The 16,449-nt window shown below is 70.1% G+C and carries 15 protein-coding genes; 6 read left to right on the top strand and 9 right to left on the bottom strand.

Annotated elements, in window-relative coordinates; genetic code table 11:
- Positions 1 to 574: 574 nt before the first annotated feature.
- The 3 genes from ACK1X7_RS30755 to ACK1X7_RS30745 all read right to left on the bottom strand — a co-directional run bounded on the left by ACK1X7_RS30755 (position 575) and on the right by ACK1X7_RS30745 (position 2,793).
- Entirely contained in the window at positions 575 to 1,246 is a 672-nt protein-coding gene (locus tag ACK1X7_RS30755; RefSeq protein ID WP_385146065.1) for a M15 family metallopeptidase, read from the bottom strand.
- 106 nt (positions 1,247 to 1,352) lie between these two features.
- Entirely contained in the window at positions 1,353 to 1,550 is a 198-nt protein-coding gene (locus ACK1X7_RS30750; RefSeq protein WP_086711230.1) for a hypothetical protein, read from the bottom strand.
- A 109-nt stretch (positions 1,551 to 1,659) separates the two neighbouring features.
- A complete protein-coding gene (locus tag ACK1X7_RS30745; protein WP_398158255.1) occupies positions 1,660 to 2,793 on the bottom strand; it encodes an epoxide hydrolase family protein in 1,134 nt (377 codons plus the stop codon).
- A gap of 178 nt (positions 2,794 to 2,971) precedes the next feature.
- On the opposite strand from ACK1X7_RS30745, the gene ACK1X7_RS30740 reads away from it, so the two are divergent.
- From ACK1X7_RS30740 to ACK1X7_RS30720, 5 genes are read left to right on the top strand one after another with little or no spacing between them, the layout of a single operon-like run.
- Positions 2,972 to 4,612, top strand: coding sequence for a peptide ABC transporter substrate-binding protein (locus tag ACK1X7_RS30740; protein WP_390792078.1), 1,641 nt, complete (start codon positions 2,972 to 2,974; stop codon positions 4,610 to 4,612).
- Between the two features lie 3 nt (positions 4,613 to 4,615).
- Entirely contained in the window at positions 4,616 to 5,539 is a 924-nt protein-coding gene (locus tag ACK1X7_RS30735; RefSeq protein ID WP_361505055.1) for an ABC transporter permease, read from the top strand.
- On the top strand, positions 5,532 to 6,569 hold the full coding sequence (locus ACK1X7_RS30730) for an ABC transporter permease (protein ID WP_413115897.1): 1,038 nt from the start codon (positions 5,532 to 5,534) through the stop codon (positions 6,567 to 6,569). The genes ACK1X7_RS30735 and ACK1X7_RS30730 overlap by 8 nt, the downstream gene beginning before the upstream one ends.
- Positions 6,570 to 6,571: 2 nt before the next feature.
- Positions 6,572 to 7,597, top strand: a complete 1,026-nt coding sequence (locus tag ACK1X7_RS30725; protein WP_385146057.1) for an ABC transporter ATP-binding protein — start codon at positions 6,572 to 6,574, stop codon at positions 7,595 to 7,597.
- A complete protein-coding gene (locus ACK1X7_RS30720) occupies positions 7,590 to 8,615 on the top strand; it encodes an ABC transporter ATP-binding protein (RefSeq protein ID WP_385146055.1) in 1,026 nt (341 codons plus the stop codon). Before ACK1X7_RS30725 ends, ACK1X7_RS30720 begins: the two co-directional genes overlap by 8 nt.
- Here the strand turns inward: ACK1X7_RS30720 and ACK1X7_RS30715 are convergent.
- Entirely contained in the window at positions 8,605 to 9,141 is a 537-nt protein-coding gene (locus ACK1X7_RS30715; RefSeq protein ID WP_390792076.1) for a hypothetical protein, read from the bottom strand. The two genes, ACK1X7_RS30720 and ACK1X7_RS30715, sit on opposite strands and share 11 nt — an antisense overlap.
- On the opposite strand from ACK1X7_RS30715, the gene ACK1X7_RS30710 reads away from it, so the two are divergent.
- Positions 9,140 to 9,925: a GNAT family N-acetyltransferase gene (locus tag ACK1X7_RS30710; protein WP_385146051.1), complete on the top strand. Its 786-nt coding sequence runs from the start codon at positions 9,140 to 9,142 to the stop codon at positions 9,923 to 9,925. The genes ACK1X7_RS30715 and ACK1X7_RS30710 overlap by 2 nt on opposite strands.
- 19 nt (positions 9,926 to 9,944) lie before the next feature.
- Here the strand turns inward: ACK1X7_RS30710 and ACK1X7_RS30705 are convergent, their stop codons facing one another.
- From ACK1X7_RS30705 to ACK1X7_RS30685, 5 genes are all read right to left on the bottom strand, one after another.
- Positions 9,945 to 11,090: an ABC transporter ATP-binding protein gene (locus ACK1X7_RS30705; RefSeq protein ID WP_385146050.1), complete on the bottom strand. Its 1,146-nt coding sequence runs from the start codon at positions 11,088 to 11,090 to the stop codon at positions 9,945 to 9,947.
- A gap of 26 nt (positions 11,091 to 11,116) precedes the next feature.
- Positions 11,117 to 12,190 carry an ABC transporter ATP-binding protein gene (locus tag ACK1X7_RS30700; protein WP_385146048.1) on the bottom strand — a complete coding sequence of 358 codons (1,074 nt, stop codon included), beginning with the start codon at positions 12,188 to 12,190 and terminating at the stop codon, positions 11,117 to 11,119.
- 19 nt (positions 12,191 to 12,209) lie between these two features.
- Positions 12,210 to 13,187, bottom strand: coding sequence for an ABC transporter permease (locus ACK1X7_RS30695; RefSeq protein ID WP_361505513.1), 978 nt, complete (start codon positions 13,185 to 13,187; stop codon positions 12,210 to 12,212).
- 91 nt (positions 13,188 to 13,278) lie between these two features.
- Complete coding sequence (locus tag ACK1X7_RS30690) at positions 13,279 to 15,072, bottom strand: ABC transporter substrate-binding protein (protein WP_385146076.1); 1,794 nt, start codon at positions 15,070 to 15,072, stop codon at positions 13,279 to 13,281.
- A 71-nt stretch (positions 15,073 to 15,143) separates the two neighbouring features.
- Positions 15,144 to 16,148, bottom strand: a complete 1,005-nt coding sequence (locus ACK1X7_RS30685) for an ABC transporter permease (protein WP_398158259.1) — start codon at positions 16,146 to 16,148, stop codon at positions 15,144 to 15,146.
- Positions 16,149 to 16,449: the final 301 nt, after the last annotated feature.

The following is a 16,449-nucleotide window of genomic DNA, read 5'->3' as shown; positions in this document are numbered from 1 at the left end:
CTGTTCGAACGACGAGGGCCGCCCGGGACGTGACACCACGTCCCGGGCGGCCCTCGTCGTCGTTCAGCCCCCGTCCGACTCGGGCAACGCGCGCGGCGGCCCGTTCGGGATCGCGCCGTAGCGGCCGCGAAGGCGGGGGAGTTCGACCGCATCGAAGGGTGATGCTCACCCCTCCCGGTACCCCTACCGAAAGTGCTTGATGTCGCGCAACTAATTTGTCAGACGTTTTCCAGAGGGGTACCCCACACCCCCGCCAATCCGGAGGCGGTCCCGCAGTCCGGCGATGGCCTCGGCCTCCCGGGCACGGACGCCGCCACCGGCCCCACCCCTCGGCGGCCGGTGCCCGGCGATGGCGCGCCGCCCGTCACCCCGACCCATGCTCAAATGCGCCGAAGGCGCGAGACGAAAGCCGCACCCGACCGAGCCGTGAAGCCGAACGGACTGCCCATCTGCCCATCTGCTCGATCGGCTCGGCAGCCGAGGCAGGCTGGTGGCCGTGCAGCAGGTCTGAAGACCAGTAGCCCCGGCCCCGGGCGGACCCGGACCCGTACCGGGTCGGCGGTCCGTCGGGGGCTCAGGGCGGCGGGGCGGGGCCGTAGACGGCGGTGGGGGCTGTCGTCGACCAGGCCCAGTAGCGGTCGCCGTAGGACCAGTGCCACCACTCGGTGGGGTAGTTGACCATGCCGACCGAGGACAGCGTCTCGATCATCAACGCCCGGTTCTCGCGGGCCCGTTCGGGCAGGTCGGGGGCGTGGGTGTAGCAGGCGCCGGCGCTCTCCTCGGGGGTCGCGGCCTCCGGGCTGCCCATGTCGATCTCGGTGCCGTCGCGGGTGCATACGGTCAGGTCGATCGCCGCCCCGGCGACGTGTCCGGCCGTCTCCGCCGGGGCGCACCAGCGGCTGGTGGCCGTGTGGATCCGGTCCTCGTCGGCGTCCGGATCGAGTCGGCGCAGCGTGGCCGCGTAGCCGTCGAAGATCTCCTGTTGGAGCGCCGGGGGCCGGTAGCCCTCGACCAGCAGCCAGCGCCAGCCGTCCGGCAGCAGCTTCTCGGCGCGCTCCAGGCGTTCGACGACGCCGGACCGGAGGTGTGCGAAGTGTCCCGCGGGGTCGGCTCGCCGGGTGTCCACGCGCATCCGGCCCCGGCAGTCGACCAGCGGTTCGCCGCAGTCGCGTACCGGGACCGCCCTGACGCGTGGGTCGCCGATCAGGACGATCCGCTGGTCCGCCGGGAAGGGCGAGTTGGTCATGGGCTCTCCTCGCGGGTGCTGGTCGGCCGTCCTCCCTACCTGCCCAGCGCTTCGCTCGGATGAACCGCCGTCCATGGGCGCCCGGAGGCGGCGGTGTCGGCTTGCCTCATGTGCCCCACGCCATGTTGACGAGGGCCACGCACATCACGAGGACCATGCCCACACCCTGCACGGCCGTGCCCCAAGCAGGCATGGACTCGCCCCTCCGGGTCGCCGAGCGACGCGCGAAGAAGGCGGTCACCAGGGCGATGACGCCGATGGGAGCGAACACGATGGACAGCCAGTCGGCTTGCACAGGGGTCATGGCGGACTTCCTTGGTTTCTCACCTCGGTGACAGGGCGGCCATCATCCGGGGGAGTGCTCGGGACCCCTCCCGAGCGGGGTTCACGGGTACGGACGGTACGGGCCCCGGTCAGCGCAGGGCGCGGAAGAACGTCCGTACGTCACCAACCAGCAGTTCCGGGACCTCCATCGCCGCGAAGTGGCCGCCCGCCCCGAACTCCGACCAGCGGGTGATCGTGTGGTGTGGCTCGGCGAGGCGGCGGATCGCGGTGTCGCCCTGGAAGACCGCGACCCCGGTGGGGACGCCGGAGCGCTCAGGGGGTGCGGCCCAGGCCGAGGCGGCCTCCTTGTAGAGGCGGGCGGAGGGGGCCGCCGTGTTGGTGAACCAGTAGAGGGAGACGTTCGTCAGGACCGCGTCGCGGTCTAGGGCGTCCGGTTTGTCGCCGTGGGCGGCGAACCAGTCCAGGTTCCAGGCCAGTTGGCCGGAGGGTGAGTCGGCGAGGCCGTAGGACAGGGTCTGGGGGCGGGTGCCCTGGACAGCGGCGTAGCCGGACAGTTCGCGGTGCCAGCGTTCCCGCGCGGCGAGGCGGGAGCGTTCCGCCGGGGTCAGCTCCTCCGTTACGGCCAGGTCTGCCGGGTCGGCCGCCCCCACGGTCACCAGCGCGTTGACGTGTACGCCGATGACCTGGGACGGCGCCACCCTGGCCACCTCGGGGGAGATCAGCGAGCCGAAGTCGCCGCCCTGTGTGCCGTAGCGCTCGTACCCCAGGCGCCGCATCAGCTCCGTCCACGCGGTGGCGATGCGGCGGATGCCCCAGCCGGGTTCGCGGGGCGGGGCGGAGAAGGCGAAGCCGGGGAGGGACGGGGTGACGACATGGAAGGCGTCGGCCGGGTCGCCTCCGTGCCCGCGCGGATCGGTCAGCGGGCCGATGACCTCCGTGAACTCCGCGACCGAACCGGGCCAGCCATGGGCGATCAGCAGCGGCAGGGCGTCCGGCTCGGGCGAGCGGATATGGAGGAAGTGCACCCGCTGCCCGTCGATCTCGGTCGTGAACTGGGGGAACGCGTTCAGCCGGGCCTCCTGCGCCCGCCAGTCGAACCCGGTGGCCCAGTACCCGGCCAGCGCGCGGACGTGGTCGAGCGAGGCACCGTCGGACCAGCCGGTGCCCGGGAGCGGTTGCGGCCAGCGGGTGTGGTCGAGGCGCCGGCGCAGATCGTCGAGGTCGGGCTGGGGGACGGCGATGCGGAAGGGACGGATCTCCATGGCCCGCAGGGTAGAGGCGGTCGCGGACGGGGAGCGTCCGCGACTCTCGGGGGGCCGTGGCGCCCGGGGTCAGCGACCTCCCGCCACCCCGGACAGCCGTCATCGACGTGCGCCGTCGCCCCGGCGGATGTCAGATGGGGCCTAAGGCGGATCTTGGACCGGATCCTCGGGAGGCGCCATGCGCGGAGCCCCGTATTCCCTGTGTGCCAGGCGCGCGCTGTCCGCGCTCTGCGTCTCCGCCGTCGCCCTGCCCCTGACGGCCTGCGGCGGCGGGGACGGCGGTGCCGAGGACGGTGTCGTCCGCTCGTCCTGGGGCGATCCGCCCAATCCGCTGGAGCCGGCCAATATCAACGACGTCCAGGGTGGCAAGGTCCTCGACATGATCTTCCGGGGGCTGAAGCGCTACGACCCCAGGACCGGCGAGGCCAAGAACGCGCTCGCGGACCGGATCGACAGCTCCGACCAGCGGAACTACACCATCACCCTCAAGAAGGACCGGCGGTTCGCCAATGGGGAGAAGATCACCGCCGCGTCCTTCGTGAACGCCTGGAACTACGGCGCCCGGATCGACCACGAGCAGCGCAACGCCTACTTCTTCGAGTACATCGAGGGCTACGACAAGGTCCATCCCGCCTCCGGCGGCGCCCCCACCGCCAAGACCCTCTCCGGGCTGCGGGTCAAGGACGAGCGGACCTTCACCGTGCGGCTCACCCAGAAGTTCTCCACCTGGCCCAAGACGCTGGGCTACAACGCCTATGCGCCGCTGCCCCGGGCATTCTTCGAGGACCACGCCGCCTGGCTGAGGAAGCCCGTCGGCAACGGCCCGTACCAGGTGCGGTCGTACACCAAGGGCTCGGTGATGAAGCTGCGCGCCTGGGGCGGCTACCGCGGCCCGGACAAGGCCCGTAACAAGGGCGTCGATCTGCGCGTCTACACCGACAACAACACCGCCTACACCGATCTCCAGGCGGGCAATCTCGATCTGGTCGACGATGTCCCGGCGCAGCAGCTCAAGTTCGTCCGCTCCGATCTCGGCGACCGCTACATCAACCAGCCCGCCGGGATCATCCAGACCCTCACCTTCCCGATGTACGACCGCGCCTGGAGCGGGCCGGACAAGGCCAAGGTCCGCCGGGGCATCTCGATGGCGATCAACCGCGCGCAGATCACCGAGCGGATCTTCCACGGCACCCGCACCCCCGCGACCGACTGGACCTCGCCGGTCCTGCGCCGCCAGGGCGGCTATCAGCCGGGGCTGTGCGGGGACGCCTGCCGCTACGACCCGGTCCGGGCGCGCAAGCTGATCAAGGCGGGCGGCGGGCTGCCCGGCGGCCGGATGACGATCACGTACAACGCCGACAGCGGCTCCCACAAGGACTGGGTGGACGCGGTCTGCAACAGCGTCAACACCGTGCTGAGAAGCGACCGGGCCTGTGTCGGCAAACCGGTCGGCACCTTCGCCGACTACCGCAACAAGATGGCGGGCAAGGAGATGACCGGGCCGTTCCGGGCCGGCTGGCAGATGGACTATCCGCTGATCCAGAACTTTCTCCAGCCCCTGTACTACACCGGCGCCTCCTCCAACGACGGCCACTTCAGCGACACCGGCTTCGACCGGATGGTGAACCAGGCCAACGCCGCCTCCGCGGACGGCCGGGCCATCGCGGACTTCCGGGACGCGGAGAAGGTCCTCGCCCAGCAGATGCCCGCCATTCCGCTGTGGTACCAGAACGGCAGCGCGGGCTATTCGCAGCGGCTCAGCGAGGTGGCGCTCAATCAGTTCAGCGTCCCGGTCTACGGACAGATCAGGGTCGGCTGAGCCATGGGCCGTTACGCGCTGCGCCGACTGCTCCAGATGATCCCGGTGTTCATCGGCTCCACGTTCCTGATCTTCTTCATGGTGTACGCGCTCGGCGACCCGGTGGCCGCGCTCTTCGGCGACAAGGCCCCCGACCCCGCCACCGCCGCCCGGATCCGTAAGGACCTCTATCTGGATGAGCCGCTGTGGCGGCAGTACACGCACTACATGGGGCAGGTCTTCAGCGGGCACTTCGGTACGGCCTTCAACGGGCAGCCGGTGACCGAGCTGATGGCGAGCGCGTTCCCCGTCACCCTCCGGCTCACCGTGGTCGCGGTCGTCTTCGAGATGGCGCTGGGCATCACCCTGGGCGTCCTCAGCGGGCTGCGCCGGGGCCGGGGTCTTGACACCTCGGTGCTGCTGCTCACCCTGGTCGTGGTCGCCGTCCCGACCTTCGTCAGCGGCACGGTGCTCCAGTATCTGTTCGGCGTGACCTGGGGCTGGGCCAGACCGTCGGTCTCCCCGGAGGCGCCGCCGGCCGAACTGCTGCTGCCCGGGGTGGTGCTGGGGCTGGTGTCGCTCGCGTACACCACTCGCCTCACCCGCACCTCCATCGTGGAGAACGCCCGCGCCGACTACGTCCGCACCGCCGTGGCCAAGGGGCTGCCGCGCCACCGCATCGTCACCCGGCATCTGCTGCGCAACTCGCTGATCCCGGTGGTGACGTTCATCGGCACGGACATCGGCGCGCTCATGGGCGGGGCCATCGTCACCGAGCGGATCTTCAACATCCATGGCGTGGGCTACCAGCTCTACCAGGGCATCCTGCGCCAGAACTCGCCGACCGTCGTCGGCTTCGTGACCATCCTGGTGATCGTCTTCCTGCTCGCCAATCTGCTCGTCGACCTCCTCTACGCCGTGCTCGACCCGAGGATCCGGTATGCCTGAGCCCTTTGACACGCGCTACGACATGACCGAGGCGATCGCACCGGCCGGCAGCGGCGCCGGTCCCATGGACCTCACCACCCCCGGCCCGCAGACCCTGAAGGGCGGACCACGGCGCGGCCTGGGGCGGCTCCCCCTCCCCTGGCGCAAGGAGCCCGGCCGCCGCTCCGGCGGACCGGCCGCGCCCACCGGACGGGGGCTGTGGTCCGACGCCTGGCATGATCTGCGCCGCAACCCCGTCTTCATCGTCTCCGCGCTGACCATCTTCTTCCTCGTTGTGATCGCGATCTGGCCGCAACTGATCGCGAGCGGAAACCCGTACCACGGAGACCTGGCCAGGGCGCAGGACGGCCCGGCCCCCGGCCACCCCTTCGGCTACGACCTCCAGGGCCGCGACGTCTACACCCGCACGGTCTACGGCGCCCGCGCCTCCATCACCGTCGGCATCTGCGCCACCCTCGGCGCGGCCCTGCTGGGCAGCGCGCTGGGCGGGCTCGCCGGATACTTCGGCGGCTGGTGGGACGCGCTGCTCTCGCGGATCGCCGATGTCTTCTTCGGCATCCCGATCCTGCTGGGCGGCCTGGTCTTCCTGTCGGTGGTCACCAGCGGCTCGGTGTGGCCGGTCGTCGGCTTCATCGTGCTGCTGGGCTGGCCGCAGATCTCCCGGATCGCGCGCGGCTCGGTGGTCACCGTCAAGGAACACGACTATGTGCAGGCGGCGCGGGCGCTGGGTGCCGGCAGCGGGCGGACGCTGCTGCGCCATATCGCGCCCAACGCCGTGGCCCCCGTGATCGTCGTCGCGACCATCGCGCTGGGCACCTATATCTCGCTGGAGGCCACGCTGTCGTTCCTCGGCGTGGGGCTCAAACCGCCCACCGTCTCCTGGGGGATCGACATCTCCTCCGCCGCCACCCAGATCCGCAACGCCCCCCACATGCTGCTGTGGCCCGCCGGAGCGCTGTCGGTCACGGTGCTCGCGTTCATCATGCTCGGCGACGCGGTGCGCGACGCCCTCGACCCCAGGCTGCGCTAGCCATGGCGGCCCGCCTGCTGGAGGTCCGGGACCTCCGCGTCGAATTCCGCACCCGGGACGGGGCCGCCGAGGCCGTCGGCGGGGTGAGCTACGGCCTGGACGCGGGCCGCACCCTCGCCGTGCTGGGCGAATCCGGGTCCGGCAAGTCCGTGACCGCCCAGGCCGTCATGGGCATCCTCGACTCCCCGCCGGGCCGGGTCACCGGCGGCCAAGTGCTGTTCCGGGGGCGGGATCTGCTGACGATGGGCGCGCGGGAGCGCCGCCGGATCCGGGGCGCCGCGATGGCGATGATCTTCCAGGACGCGCTCTCCGCCCTCAACCCGGTGGTCTCCGTGGGCGCCCAGCTCGCCGAGATGTACGAGGTGCACCGGGGGATGTCCCGCAAGGACGCCCGGCGGCGGGCGGTCGAGCTGATGGACCGGGTCCGCATCCCGGCGGCGGGGCAGCGGGCCGGGGACTATCCGCATCAGTTCTCCGGGGGGATGCGCCAGCGCATCATGATCGCCATGGCGATGGCGCTGGAGCCGGAGCTGATCATCGCCGACGAGCCGACCACGGCCCTGGATGTCACCGTCCAGGCCCAGGTCATGGACCTGCTCGCGGAGTTGCGCCGGGAGTACGCCATGGGGCTCGTCCTCATCACCCATGACCTGGGCGTGGTCGCGGACGTGGCCGACACCATCGCGGTGATGTACGCGGGCCGGATCGTGGAGACCGCGCCGGTGCGCGACCTCTACCGTCGCCCCGCGCACCCCTACACGCGCGGACTGCTGGACTCCGTGCCGCGCGTGGACCACCGGGGCGAGCGGCTCTACGCGATCAAGGGCGCGCCGCCCAGCCCCCTCGCCATGCCCTCCGGCTGCCCCTTCCACCCGCGCTGCCCGCGCGCCCAGGAGGTCTGCCGCACCGAACGGCCGCCGCTGTACGAGGTGGCGACGGCGGACACCGGGACGGCCGCAGGGACGGACGCCGGAGCGGACAGCCGGACCAGCGCCTGCCACTTCTGGAAGGAGGAGCTGCATGGCTGAGCCCGACGGGCCGGTCCTGGAGGTCCGGGACCTGGCCAAGCTCTACCCCCTGACCCAGGGCGTGGTGGTCAAGCGGCGGATCGGCGCCGTCCGGGCGGTCGACACGGTCTCCTTCGCCCTGCGGCGCGGCGAGACGCTCGGCATCGTCGGCGAGTCCGGCTGCGGCAAGTCCACCGTCGCCAAGCTGCTGGTCAGCCTGGAACGGCCGACCGCCGGGACGATCCACTACAGGGGCGAGGACATCACCCGGCTCTCGGGCCGCGCGCTGCGGGCCGTCCGCCGCAACATCCAGATGGTGTTCCAGGACCCGTACACCTCGCTCAACCCGCGGATGACGGTGGGCGACATCATCGGCGAGCCCTTCGAGATCCACCCCGAGGCGGCCCCCAAGGGCGAGCGGCGGCGGGCGGTCCAGGAGCTGCTGGAGGTCGTGGGGCTCAGCCCGGAGCACCTCAACCGCTATCCCCACCAGTTCTCCGGCGGCCAGCGTCAGCGCATCGGCATCGCCCGGGGCCTGGCGCTACGGCCGGAGGTCATCGTCGCGGACGAGCCGGTCTCGGCGCTGGACGTATCGGTGCAGGCGCAGGTGGTCAATCTGATGGAGCGGCTACAGGACGAGTTCGGCCTGGCGTACGTCTTCATCGCCCACGATCTGTCGGTGGTCCGGCATATCGCCGACCGGGTCGCCGTGATGTACCTGGGCCGCTTCGCCGAAACCGGCACCGGCCCCGAGATCTACGACCACCCCACCCACCCGTACACCCAGGCCCTGCTCTCCGCCGTCCCGGTCCCCGACCCCGTGGCCCGCACCCGCCGGACCCGCATCCTGCTCCCCGGCGACGTCCCCTCCCCGGCCAACCCGCCCTCCGGCTGCCGCTTCCGCACCCGCTGCTGGAAGGCGCGGGACCGCTGCGCGACGGAGACGCCGGTGCTGGCGGTCCCGCCCGCCGCGACGGGCCCCGCCGCCCACGCCTCGGCCTGCCACTTCGCGGAGGAGCGCGCGGGGGTCAGGGCATGATGTCGAAGATGCTCCCGCCGGACCCGTACCCCGGCCCGCCGGCGTACCCCGGCCCGCCGCCCTGCCCCGGGCGCACCCGGTGCACCGGGTGTACACGCAACTGAACGTGCGGGGCGAACGCCTGCACCGCGGCGGCGAGCCGGGTGGGGTCCACCTTCCAGAAGGCGATGACGCGATTGTTCCTGACGACCGGGTACTCGATATGCGGCGCCGCACGCGCGGCGAGCTGCGGGCTGATCTTCGCCTCGGGGCCGGGAACGTCCGGCACGCCCTGCCGCAACTTCAGACCTATCCGCCGTATCGGCCTCTCCATGGTCTTCTTCGTGGCCCACACGACGACGGCTTCGATGTCCCGCCACGGCACGACGACGGTGAACCGGTGGTATCGCGTCACGGGGCCGCCCAGGGTGACGCCCGACTCATCGGCCCGGAAGGCCACCAGCCGCTTCCAGCCGACGCCGGAGAAGAGCTGAAAGGGTGTGCGGGTGTAGTACTCCTGATAGACCGGAGGATGAGGAACAGCCATGCCAGGACCCTATGATGCGCGGCGCGTCCAGGACTTCCGGATCTCCTTCGCCCGTCGTCAGGCCGGTGCGGTGCGGGAGGTGCCCGGGGGATTCCTGGTGCTGCATGGGGGTTACGCACGCTCCCATGAGCACAATCAGCTCCATATCGTCGGGCCCGCCGACCCCGAGGGGCTTCCCGCGCTCGCCGACGAGGTCATGGCCTTCCTGCCGCATCGCCGGATCACGGTCCATGACGACGCGCTGGGACTTCTCTGTGTGCCCGCGCTCGAACGGGCCGGGTACGGCCATGTGACCGAGGTGCTGATGGTCCACACCGGGCCGGTGCCGGAGGCCACCGCGGCCGATGTGGTGGAGCGGGAGCTGGGGCCGGATCCGCACGGGCCGCTGCGGCGGGCGGTGACGGCGCAGCAGCGGCGGTGGATGCCGGACGCGGACGAGCGGACCGTGCACGACCTGGTGGAGCGGCGTACCGCGCGGCGGGCCGGGGCCGAGGAGGTGCTCTTCCTCGCCGCCCACGACGACAGCGGCGAGGTCGCCTCCTGGGCCGATCTCTACCTGGAACCCACCGCCGGGATCGCCCAGATCGAGGAGGTGGCGACGGCCGAGCCGTACCTGCGCCGCGGCCACGCCGACACCGTCCTGACCGCGGCGCTGCGCCGCGCGGCCGCCGCGGGGTGCGGGCTGCGGTTCCTCGTCGCCGACCAGGACGACTGGCCGCTGCACTGGTACGGCCGCCGCGGGTTCACCGCGATCGGCCGTGCGCATGCCTTCTCGCGGTTCTGAGCCCGAGCGGCCAGGTCCCCTACGGCTCCTTGCGCGGTGGCGTTCCCGTCGCCGACTCCGCCGCGATCAGCGCCGGGTCGAGGACGACGTCCTCCTCGCGGGCCTCGAGGGTCGGGTCCTCGGGGAAGTGACAGGCGGACAGATGGCCCTCGCGGTTGCCGTCCAGGCGCAGGAGCGGCGGCTCTTCCCGCGCGCACTTGTCCTGGGCCTTCCAGCAGCGGGTGCGGAAGCGGCAGCCGGAGGGCGGGTTGATGGGGGAGGGGACGTCCCCGGCGAGCCGGATGCGTGTCCGGCGGGCGGTCTCTTCGGTATCCGAGGCGTCCGCTGTGTCCTTGACGTTCTCGGCCATCACCACCGCCGCGTCCGGCACCGCCGACAGCAGGGCGTGGGTGTACGGGTGGCGGGGGCGGTGGTAGATGGAGTCGCGGTCGCCCACCTCGACCACCTTGCCCAGGTACATCACGGCGACGCGCTGCGAGAAGTGCCGTACGACGGCGAGGTCATGGGCGATGAACAGGAAGGCGATGCCCAGTTCCCGCTGGAGCTTCTGGAGCAGATTGACGACCTGCGCCTGGATGGAGACGTCCAGCGCCGAGACGGGCTCGTCGGCGACGATCAGCTTGGGTTCCAGGGCGAGCGCGCGGGCCACGCCGATGCGCTGGCGCTGGCCGCCGGAGAACTCGTGCGGGAAGCGGTTGTAGTGCTCGGGGTTGAGGCCCACGATCTCCAGCAGTTCGCGCACCCGCGCCTCGCGGCCGCCCGGCGGATTGATGCCGTTGATCTCCATGGGGCCGGAGATGATGGTGCCGACGGTCTGCCGGGGGTTCAGCGAGGAGTACGGATCCTGGAAGATCATCTGGATCTCGGAGCGGATCGGGGCCAGCTCCTTGCGGCCCGCGTGGGTGATGTCCCGGCCCCGGTAGGTGATCGTCCCGGCGGTGGGCTCCAGCAGCCGGGTCAGCAGCCGGCCCGTGGTGGACTTGCCGCAGCCGGACTCGCCGACCAGCCCGAAGCTCTCCCCGGCGTGCACGGTCAGATCGACCCCGTCCACCGCCTGCACGGCCCCGACCTTCCGCTTGAACGGAAAGCCGCCCATGATCGGGAAGTGTTTGGTCAGCTTCTCGGTGACCAGGAGAGGTTCGGGTGTGCCCGACTCGATGCTCATGCGTCAGCGCTCCTAGGCCCTGGCCCCTAGCCCAGCCGGGGCTTGATCTGCTCGGTGAAGAGGGTCTGTTTCCGCTCGGCGCTCAGATGGCAGGCGGCGCCGCGGCCGTCCGGCAGCATGGGCCGCTCGGTGGCGCAGCGGTCGCCCCCCACCTGGTCGGTGTAGTGGCACCGCGGATGGAAGGGACAGCCCGGCGGGGGGCTGAGCAGGCTCGGCGGGGAGCCGGGGATGGGGTTCAGCGGCTCGTCCACGGCGGAGGACAGCCGCGGCATGGAGCCCAGCAGCCCCCAGGTGTACGGATGCTGGGGCGCGCGCAGCACCTCGCGGACCGTACCGCGCTCCACGGCCCGGCCCGCGTACATCACCAGCAGATCGTCGGCGGTGTTGGCGACCACGCCCAGATCATGGGTGATGAGGATGATCGCGGAGCCGAACTCCTGCTGGAGGTCCTTCAGCAGATCCAGGATCTGGGCCTGGACGGTGACGTCGAGGGCGGTGGTCGGCTCGTCGGCGATCAGCAGATCGGGGTCGCAGACCAGCGACATCGCGATCATCGCGCGCTGCCGCATCCCGCCGGAGAACTGGTGCGGATAGTCGTCCACCCGCAGCCGGGGGTTGGGGATGCCGACCTTCTCCAGCATCTCGATCGCCCGGGCGCGGGCCTCGCTCTTGGAGGCGCCGGTGTGCTTGCGGAACGGCTCGGCGATCTGGCGGCCCACCGTGTAGTACGGCGACAGGGCGGTCAGCGGATCCTGGAAGATCATCGCCATGGTGTTGCCGCGCAGCCGCTCCAGGGTGCGCTCGGGCGCCCCGGTCAGCTCCTGCCCGTTCAGCAGGATCTCGCCGCTGACGGTGGTGGTGCGCGGGTCGTGCAGGCCCAGCACGGTGAGGTTGGTGACGGACTTGCCGGAGCCGGACTCGCCGACGATGCCGAGCGTCCGGCCGCGTTCGAGGTCGAAGGAGAGGCCGTCGACGGCCTTGACGACGCCGTCCTCGGTCGAGAAGCGGACGTACAGATCGCGTACGGACAGGAAGGCGCCGTCGCCGGGTCCGGCCGGTGGGGGCGTCGCGCCGTCGTCGGGCTTGGTGAGTGTGGTCATCTCGGCAGCTCCGGGTCTGTCAGGCGAGGCGCACGCGCGGGTCGATGAAGGCGTAGGCGGCGTCGACCAGGATGTTGAACACCACGATGGCCGCGGAGCTGACCAGCATCACACCCATCAGCATGGGCAGATCGGTGAGCTGGACGGATTCCACCGCCAGCCGTCCGATGCCGTGCAGGGTGAAGGTGTACTCGGTGACCATGGCCCCGCCGAAGAGCGATCCGAGGTCGATGCCGAAGATGGTGATGATGGGGGCGATGGCGCCGCGCCAGGCATAGCGGAAGAAGACCGTACGGCTGGAGAGCCCCTTGGCTCTCGCCGTGCGGACATGGTCCTCCTGAAGCTGCTCGACCATCTGGGAGCGGGTCATCCGGCTGTAGTTGGCCAGGAAGATCAGTGAGAGCACCACCCAGGGCAGCAGCATCCCGCTGAACCATTTCGCCGGATTGTCGGTGAACGGGTAGTAGGCGGGCTGGTCCATGATCCCCAGCCCGCTGACGAACCAGGCCAGGGCGAGCACCCCGACGAAGTAGATCTGCATCGAGGCGCCGAGCAGCGACAGCGAGCTGAAGAACTTGTCGATCCAGGTGCCACGCCGCCAGGCCGCGATCATGCCGATGCCGATCCCGCAGACCAGGAAGACGGCGGCACCGCCGAGGGCGAGCGAGAGGGTGGTGGGGAAGCGGTCGGCGATGGTGCCCCAGACGGGCTCCTGGCTGACGAAGGAGTAGCCGAAGCAGGGGGCGCTGCAATGCCCCACGGCGAAGTCCCGCCCGGCGAAGATCCCCACCATGAACTTCGCGTACTGGACCGGCACCGGCTGGTCCAGGCCCAGATTCTTGTTGATCATGGCGAGCGAGACGGGGTCGCAGTTCTTGCCGCAGGCGAGCCGGGCCGGTTCGGCGGGCAGGGCGAAGAAGAGGAAGAACGTGATCGCGCTGATCAGGATCAGGATCACGATCGCGCCGAGGGACCGGCGGGCGAGGAATCTCAACATGACGTCGGTGATCTTCCGCTAGGGGCGGGTCCCGGCCGCACCCGCCGATGGGGGTGCGGCCGGGGTCTGCGCTGCCTGGTGACGGCCGCGGCTACTTGATGAAGACGGCCGTCGGGTCCACGGCCCCGTAGACCGAGTTGAACTTCACTCCGCCGATGCCCGAGCCCCAGAGGGTGAACAGCCGGTTGTAGAAGGTCGGGACCGCGGGGACGTCATCGGTGAGGATCTTCTCGCTGAGCTTGATCCACTCCGAGGTGGCCCGGCTGAGGTCGCTGACCTTGGCGATCTTGCCGATCTCGTCGTTGACCGCCGGGACGTTGAGGTGCGAGTAGTTCGAGGAGTCGTCGTAGACGTTCTCGCCGCCGTACACCGGCGGGACCACGGTCGAGGCGGACGGCCAGTCGGCACCCCACGAGGACCGGTACAGGTCGAACTTGTTCTTGACCTTTCCGATCTGCGTGTAATAGGTCGACTGGTCGATCTCCTTCTTCTGCACCTTGAACCCGGCCCGCTCCAGGGCCTGCTGGACGACCACCGAGGCGTCCTGGTGGGTGTCGCCGTTGCCGTAGGCGTAGACGAGCTCGTAGTTCTCCTTGCCCGCCTCCTTCAGCAGCTCCCTGGCCTTCTTGGCGTTGCCGCCGGGGTACTTCTTCTTCTGGAACGGGTCGAAGGAGGGGTCGTAGCCCTTGAGCGTGGGACCGACCAGTCCGCCGCCGACCTCACCGCCCTTGGGGCCGCCGAACTGCTGGAGGTACTGCCCGCTGGGGAAGGCCCAGGCGATCGCCTCGCGCACCTTCTTGTCCTTGACCCGATCGGTGTTGATCGAGACGACGTCCACATAGGGCTGCGTCTCGGTCAGCGACCGGGCCATCGCCTCCTTGTCCTTGAGGACCGTGGAGATCTGCGAGGGGTCGACCGCGTTGGTGAGCGTCATCCCGTTACGGTCGGCGCCCTTGCTGGCCTGGAGCCTGCGGGTGGAGTCCACCCACTGGTGGCCGAAGGAGATGTCGAACCCGTCGACGTACTGATGGCGTATGGAGTCGGTCTTGGGGTCCCACTGGTCGTTCTTGACGAACTCGACGCCCTTGCCCGACTTGAAGTTCCGGATCTTGTACGGGCCCGAGGCCAGCGGGGCCTTGTCGTACTTCTCCTTGGTGTCCTTGGCCGGCGGCACCGCGGTGATATTGGGCATGGCGACCGCGAACGGCACCTCGGCGCGCGGCTGGTCGAAGTGGAAGACGATGGTCTTGTCGTCCGGGGTGTCCAGCACCGACGAGGGCAGATGCTTGCCCTTGTAGGGGCCGTCCGGAAGCGCCTTGCGGTACTTCTGGCCCTCACCGGAGAGCCACTGCTGGAGATAGGTCGGCCCGTTCGTCTGATACGGCGCGTAGAGCCGCTCGACGGCCTGCCGGACGTCCTTGGAGGTGATGGGCGAGCCGTCCTCGTACTTCAGCCCGTCCTTGAGGGTGTACGTCCAGGTGCGGCCGCCGTCGGAGGACTTGCCGGTGTCGGTGGCGAGGTCGCCGACCAGTTTGGCCTTGCCCGTCTTGTCGTCGAACTGGTAGTTCGTCAGCGTCCGGTTGTAGAGGGTCTGCGCGATCAGCTCATCGCTGACGTAGATCTGCCCCGGGTCCAGATGCTCGAAGGCGTCCCGCTGGAGCACCGTGACGGTGCCGCCCTTCTTGGCGCCCGGCAGGTCCCTGGCCGGTCCGGTGGAGTCGGCGGCGGTGCCGAGGGTGACGTCCTGGGACTCCATCTTGGGCTCGTTGGACTCCTTGGAGCCCGAGCCGCCGCCTCCGCTGCTGCACCCGGCGAGCGCCAGGGCGCCCGCGGCCAGGGCGACGGCATAGGTACGGGCTCTGCGACTGTTCTTCTTCGGCGTCATCGTGGTCACTGCACCTGCCTCATCGGACGGAAGACTTGCCGTTCTCTGCCTTGGGCCCTCCGGCCCCCCGGTCACCGCGTGGTCTTCGGGTCCATCGCGTCCCGGACCGAGTCCCCGAGCAGGTTGAAGGCGACCACGAAGACCACCATGGCGATGCCGGGGAAGAACATGTAGGTGATGTCGCCCTCGTAGAAGTTGGCGCCCTTGGCGAACATCCGGCCCCAGTCGGGGGTCGGCTCCACCACGCCGACGCCGAGGAAGGACAGCGCCGCTTCCGTCGTCACGAAGTTCGGCAGCATCAGCGTGGACTGCACCAGGATGGGCGTGACGAGGTTGGGCAGCAGCTCCTTGCGGACGATCCGCCACGGCGAGGCGCCGGTCACCCTGGCCGCCTCGACGAACTCACGCTCCCTCAGGGACAGCACCTGGCCGCGCAGCAGCCGGGCGAGCTGCATCCAGCCCAGCAGCCACAACACCATCACCAGGGCCGTCACCCGGAAGTAAGTGGGCGTCTCCTTCTGCGGACTGACGAACAGCGCGGTGACCACCGGCATGAAGGCGACGAAGAACAACTGCTGCGGAAAGGACAGCAGCAGATCGATGAGCCGGCCGAGGAAGTAGTCGGTGCGGCCGCCCAGATAGCCCGCCACCACGCCGATCACGATGCCGGTGACCGTGGACAGCACGGTCGCGGCCAGCCCGATCAGCAGCGAGGTGCGGATGCCGTAGACGAGCTGGGTCAGCACATCGCGGCCCAGCTTGGGCTCGATGCCGAACCAGAACTCGCCGTCGATGCCCCCGTTGGGCTTCATCGGATAGCCGGTGAGGGGGTCCAGCAGCTCGGGCCGGTCCAGGCCGTAGGTGGTGTACGGATCCTTGCCGTACAGCCAGGAGATCACCGGCGCCAGTACGGCGACCGCGAAGAAGAAGATCACCACGCACGCGGAGATGACACCCGTGCGGTCGCGCTTGAAGCGCCGCCACATGAGCTGGCGGGGCGCCAGACCGGCCGGCGCCTCGCCCTCCGTGCCCGGTGTGGTCTTCTCGACCACGCCGGACTGGGATGGACTCGTCATCGCGTAGCGTCCCCCCGCACTGGTGTCACACCGTCAACTCGCGCTGTCTATGCGCGTCATGTCGCTGCCCGCTCGCCGGAGTGGTGCGGGCGTACCGGGTTGAGCGGACTTTCGCAATCGGGGAACGGCCCAGTCAAGGGGCCGGGGAGGGTGGATGTGCCGCTCATTCGAGTCTTGAGCGAACATTTGGCAGATCGAGGTCAGGGCGTGCTTGACAGGGACCTCTCATGGGGGACAAAGCATGTTCTATGGGCAGCAAGCGCGTTAACACACCGGCAACTCATCCGTCGCAACACCGATA

Origin of the sequence: Streptomyces sp. CY-1 (assembly GCF_047218265.1) — a bacterium.
GTDB lineage: Bacteria > Actinomycetota > Actinomycetes > Streptomycetales > Streptomycetaceae > Streptomyces > Streptomyces niphimycinicus.
The sequence above is the reverse complement of the archived record's forward strand: the minus strand, read 5'-3'. Positions and strand labels throughout refer to the sequence as shown.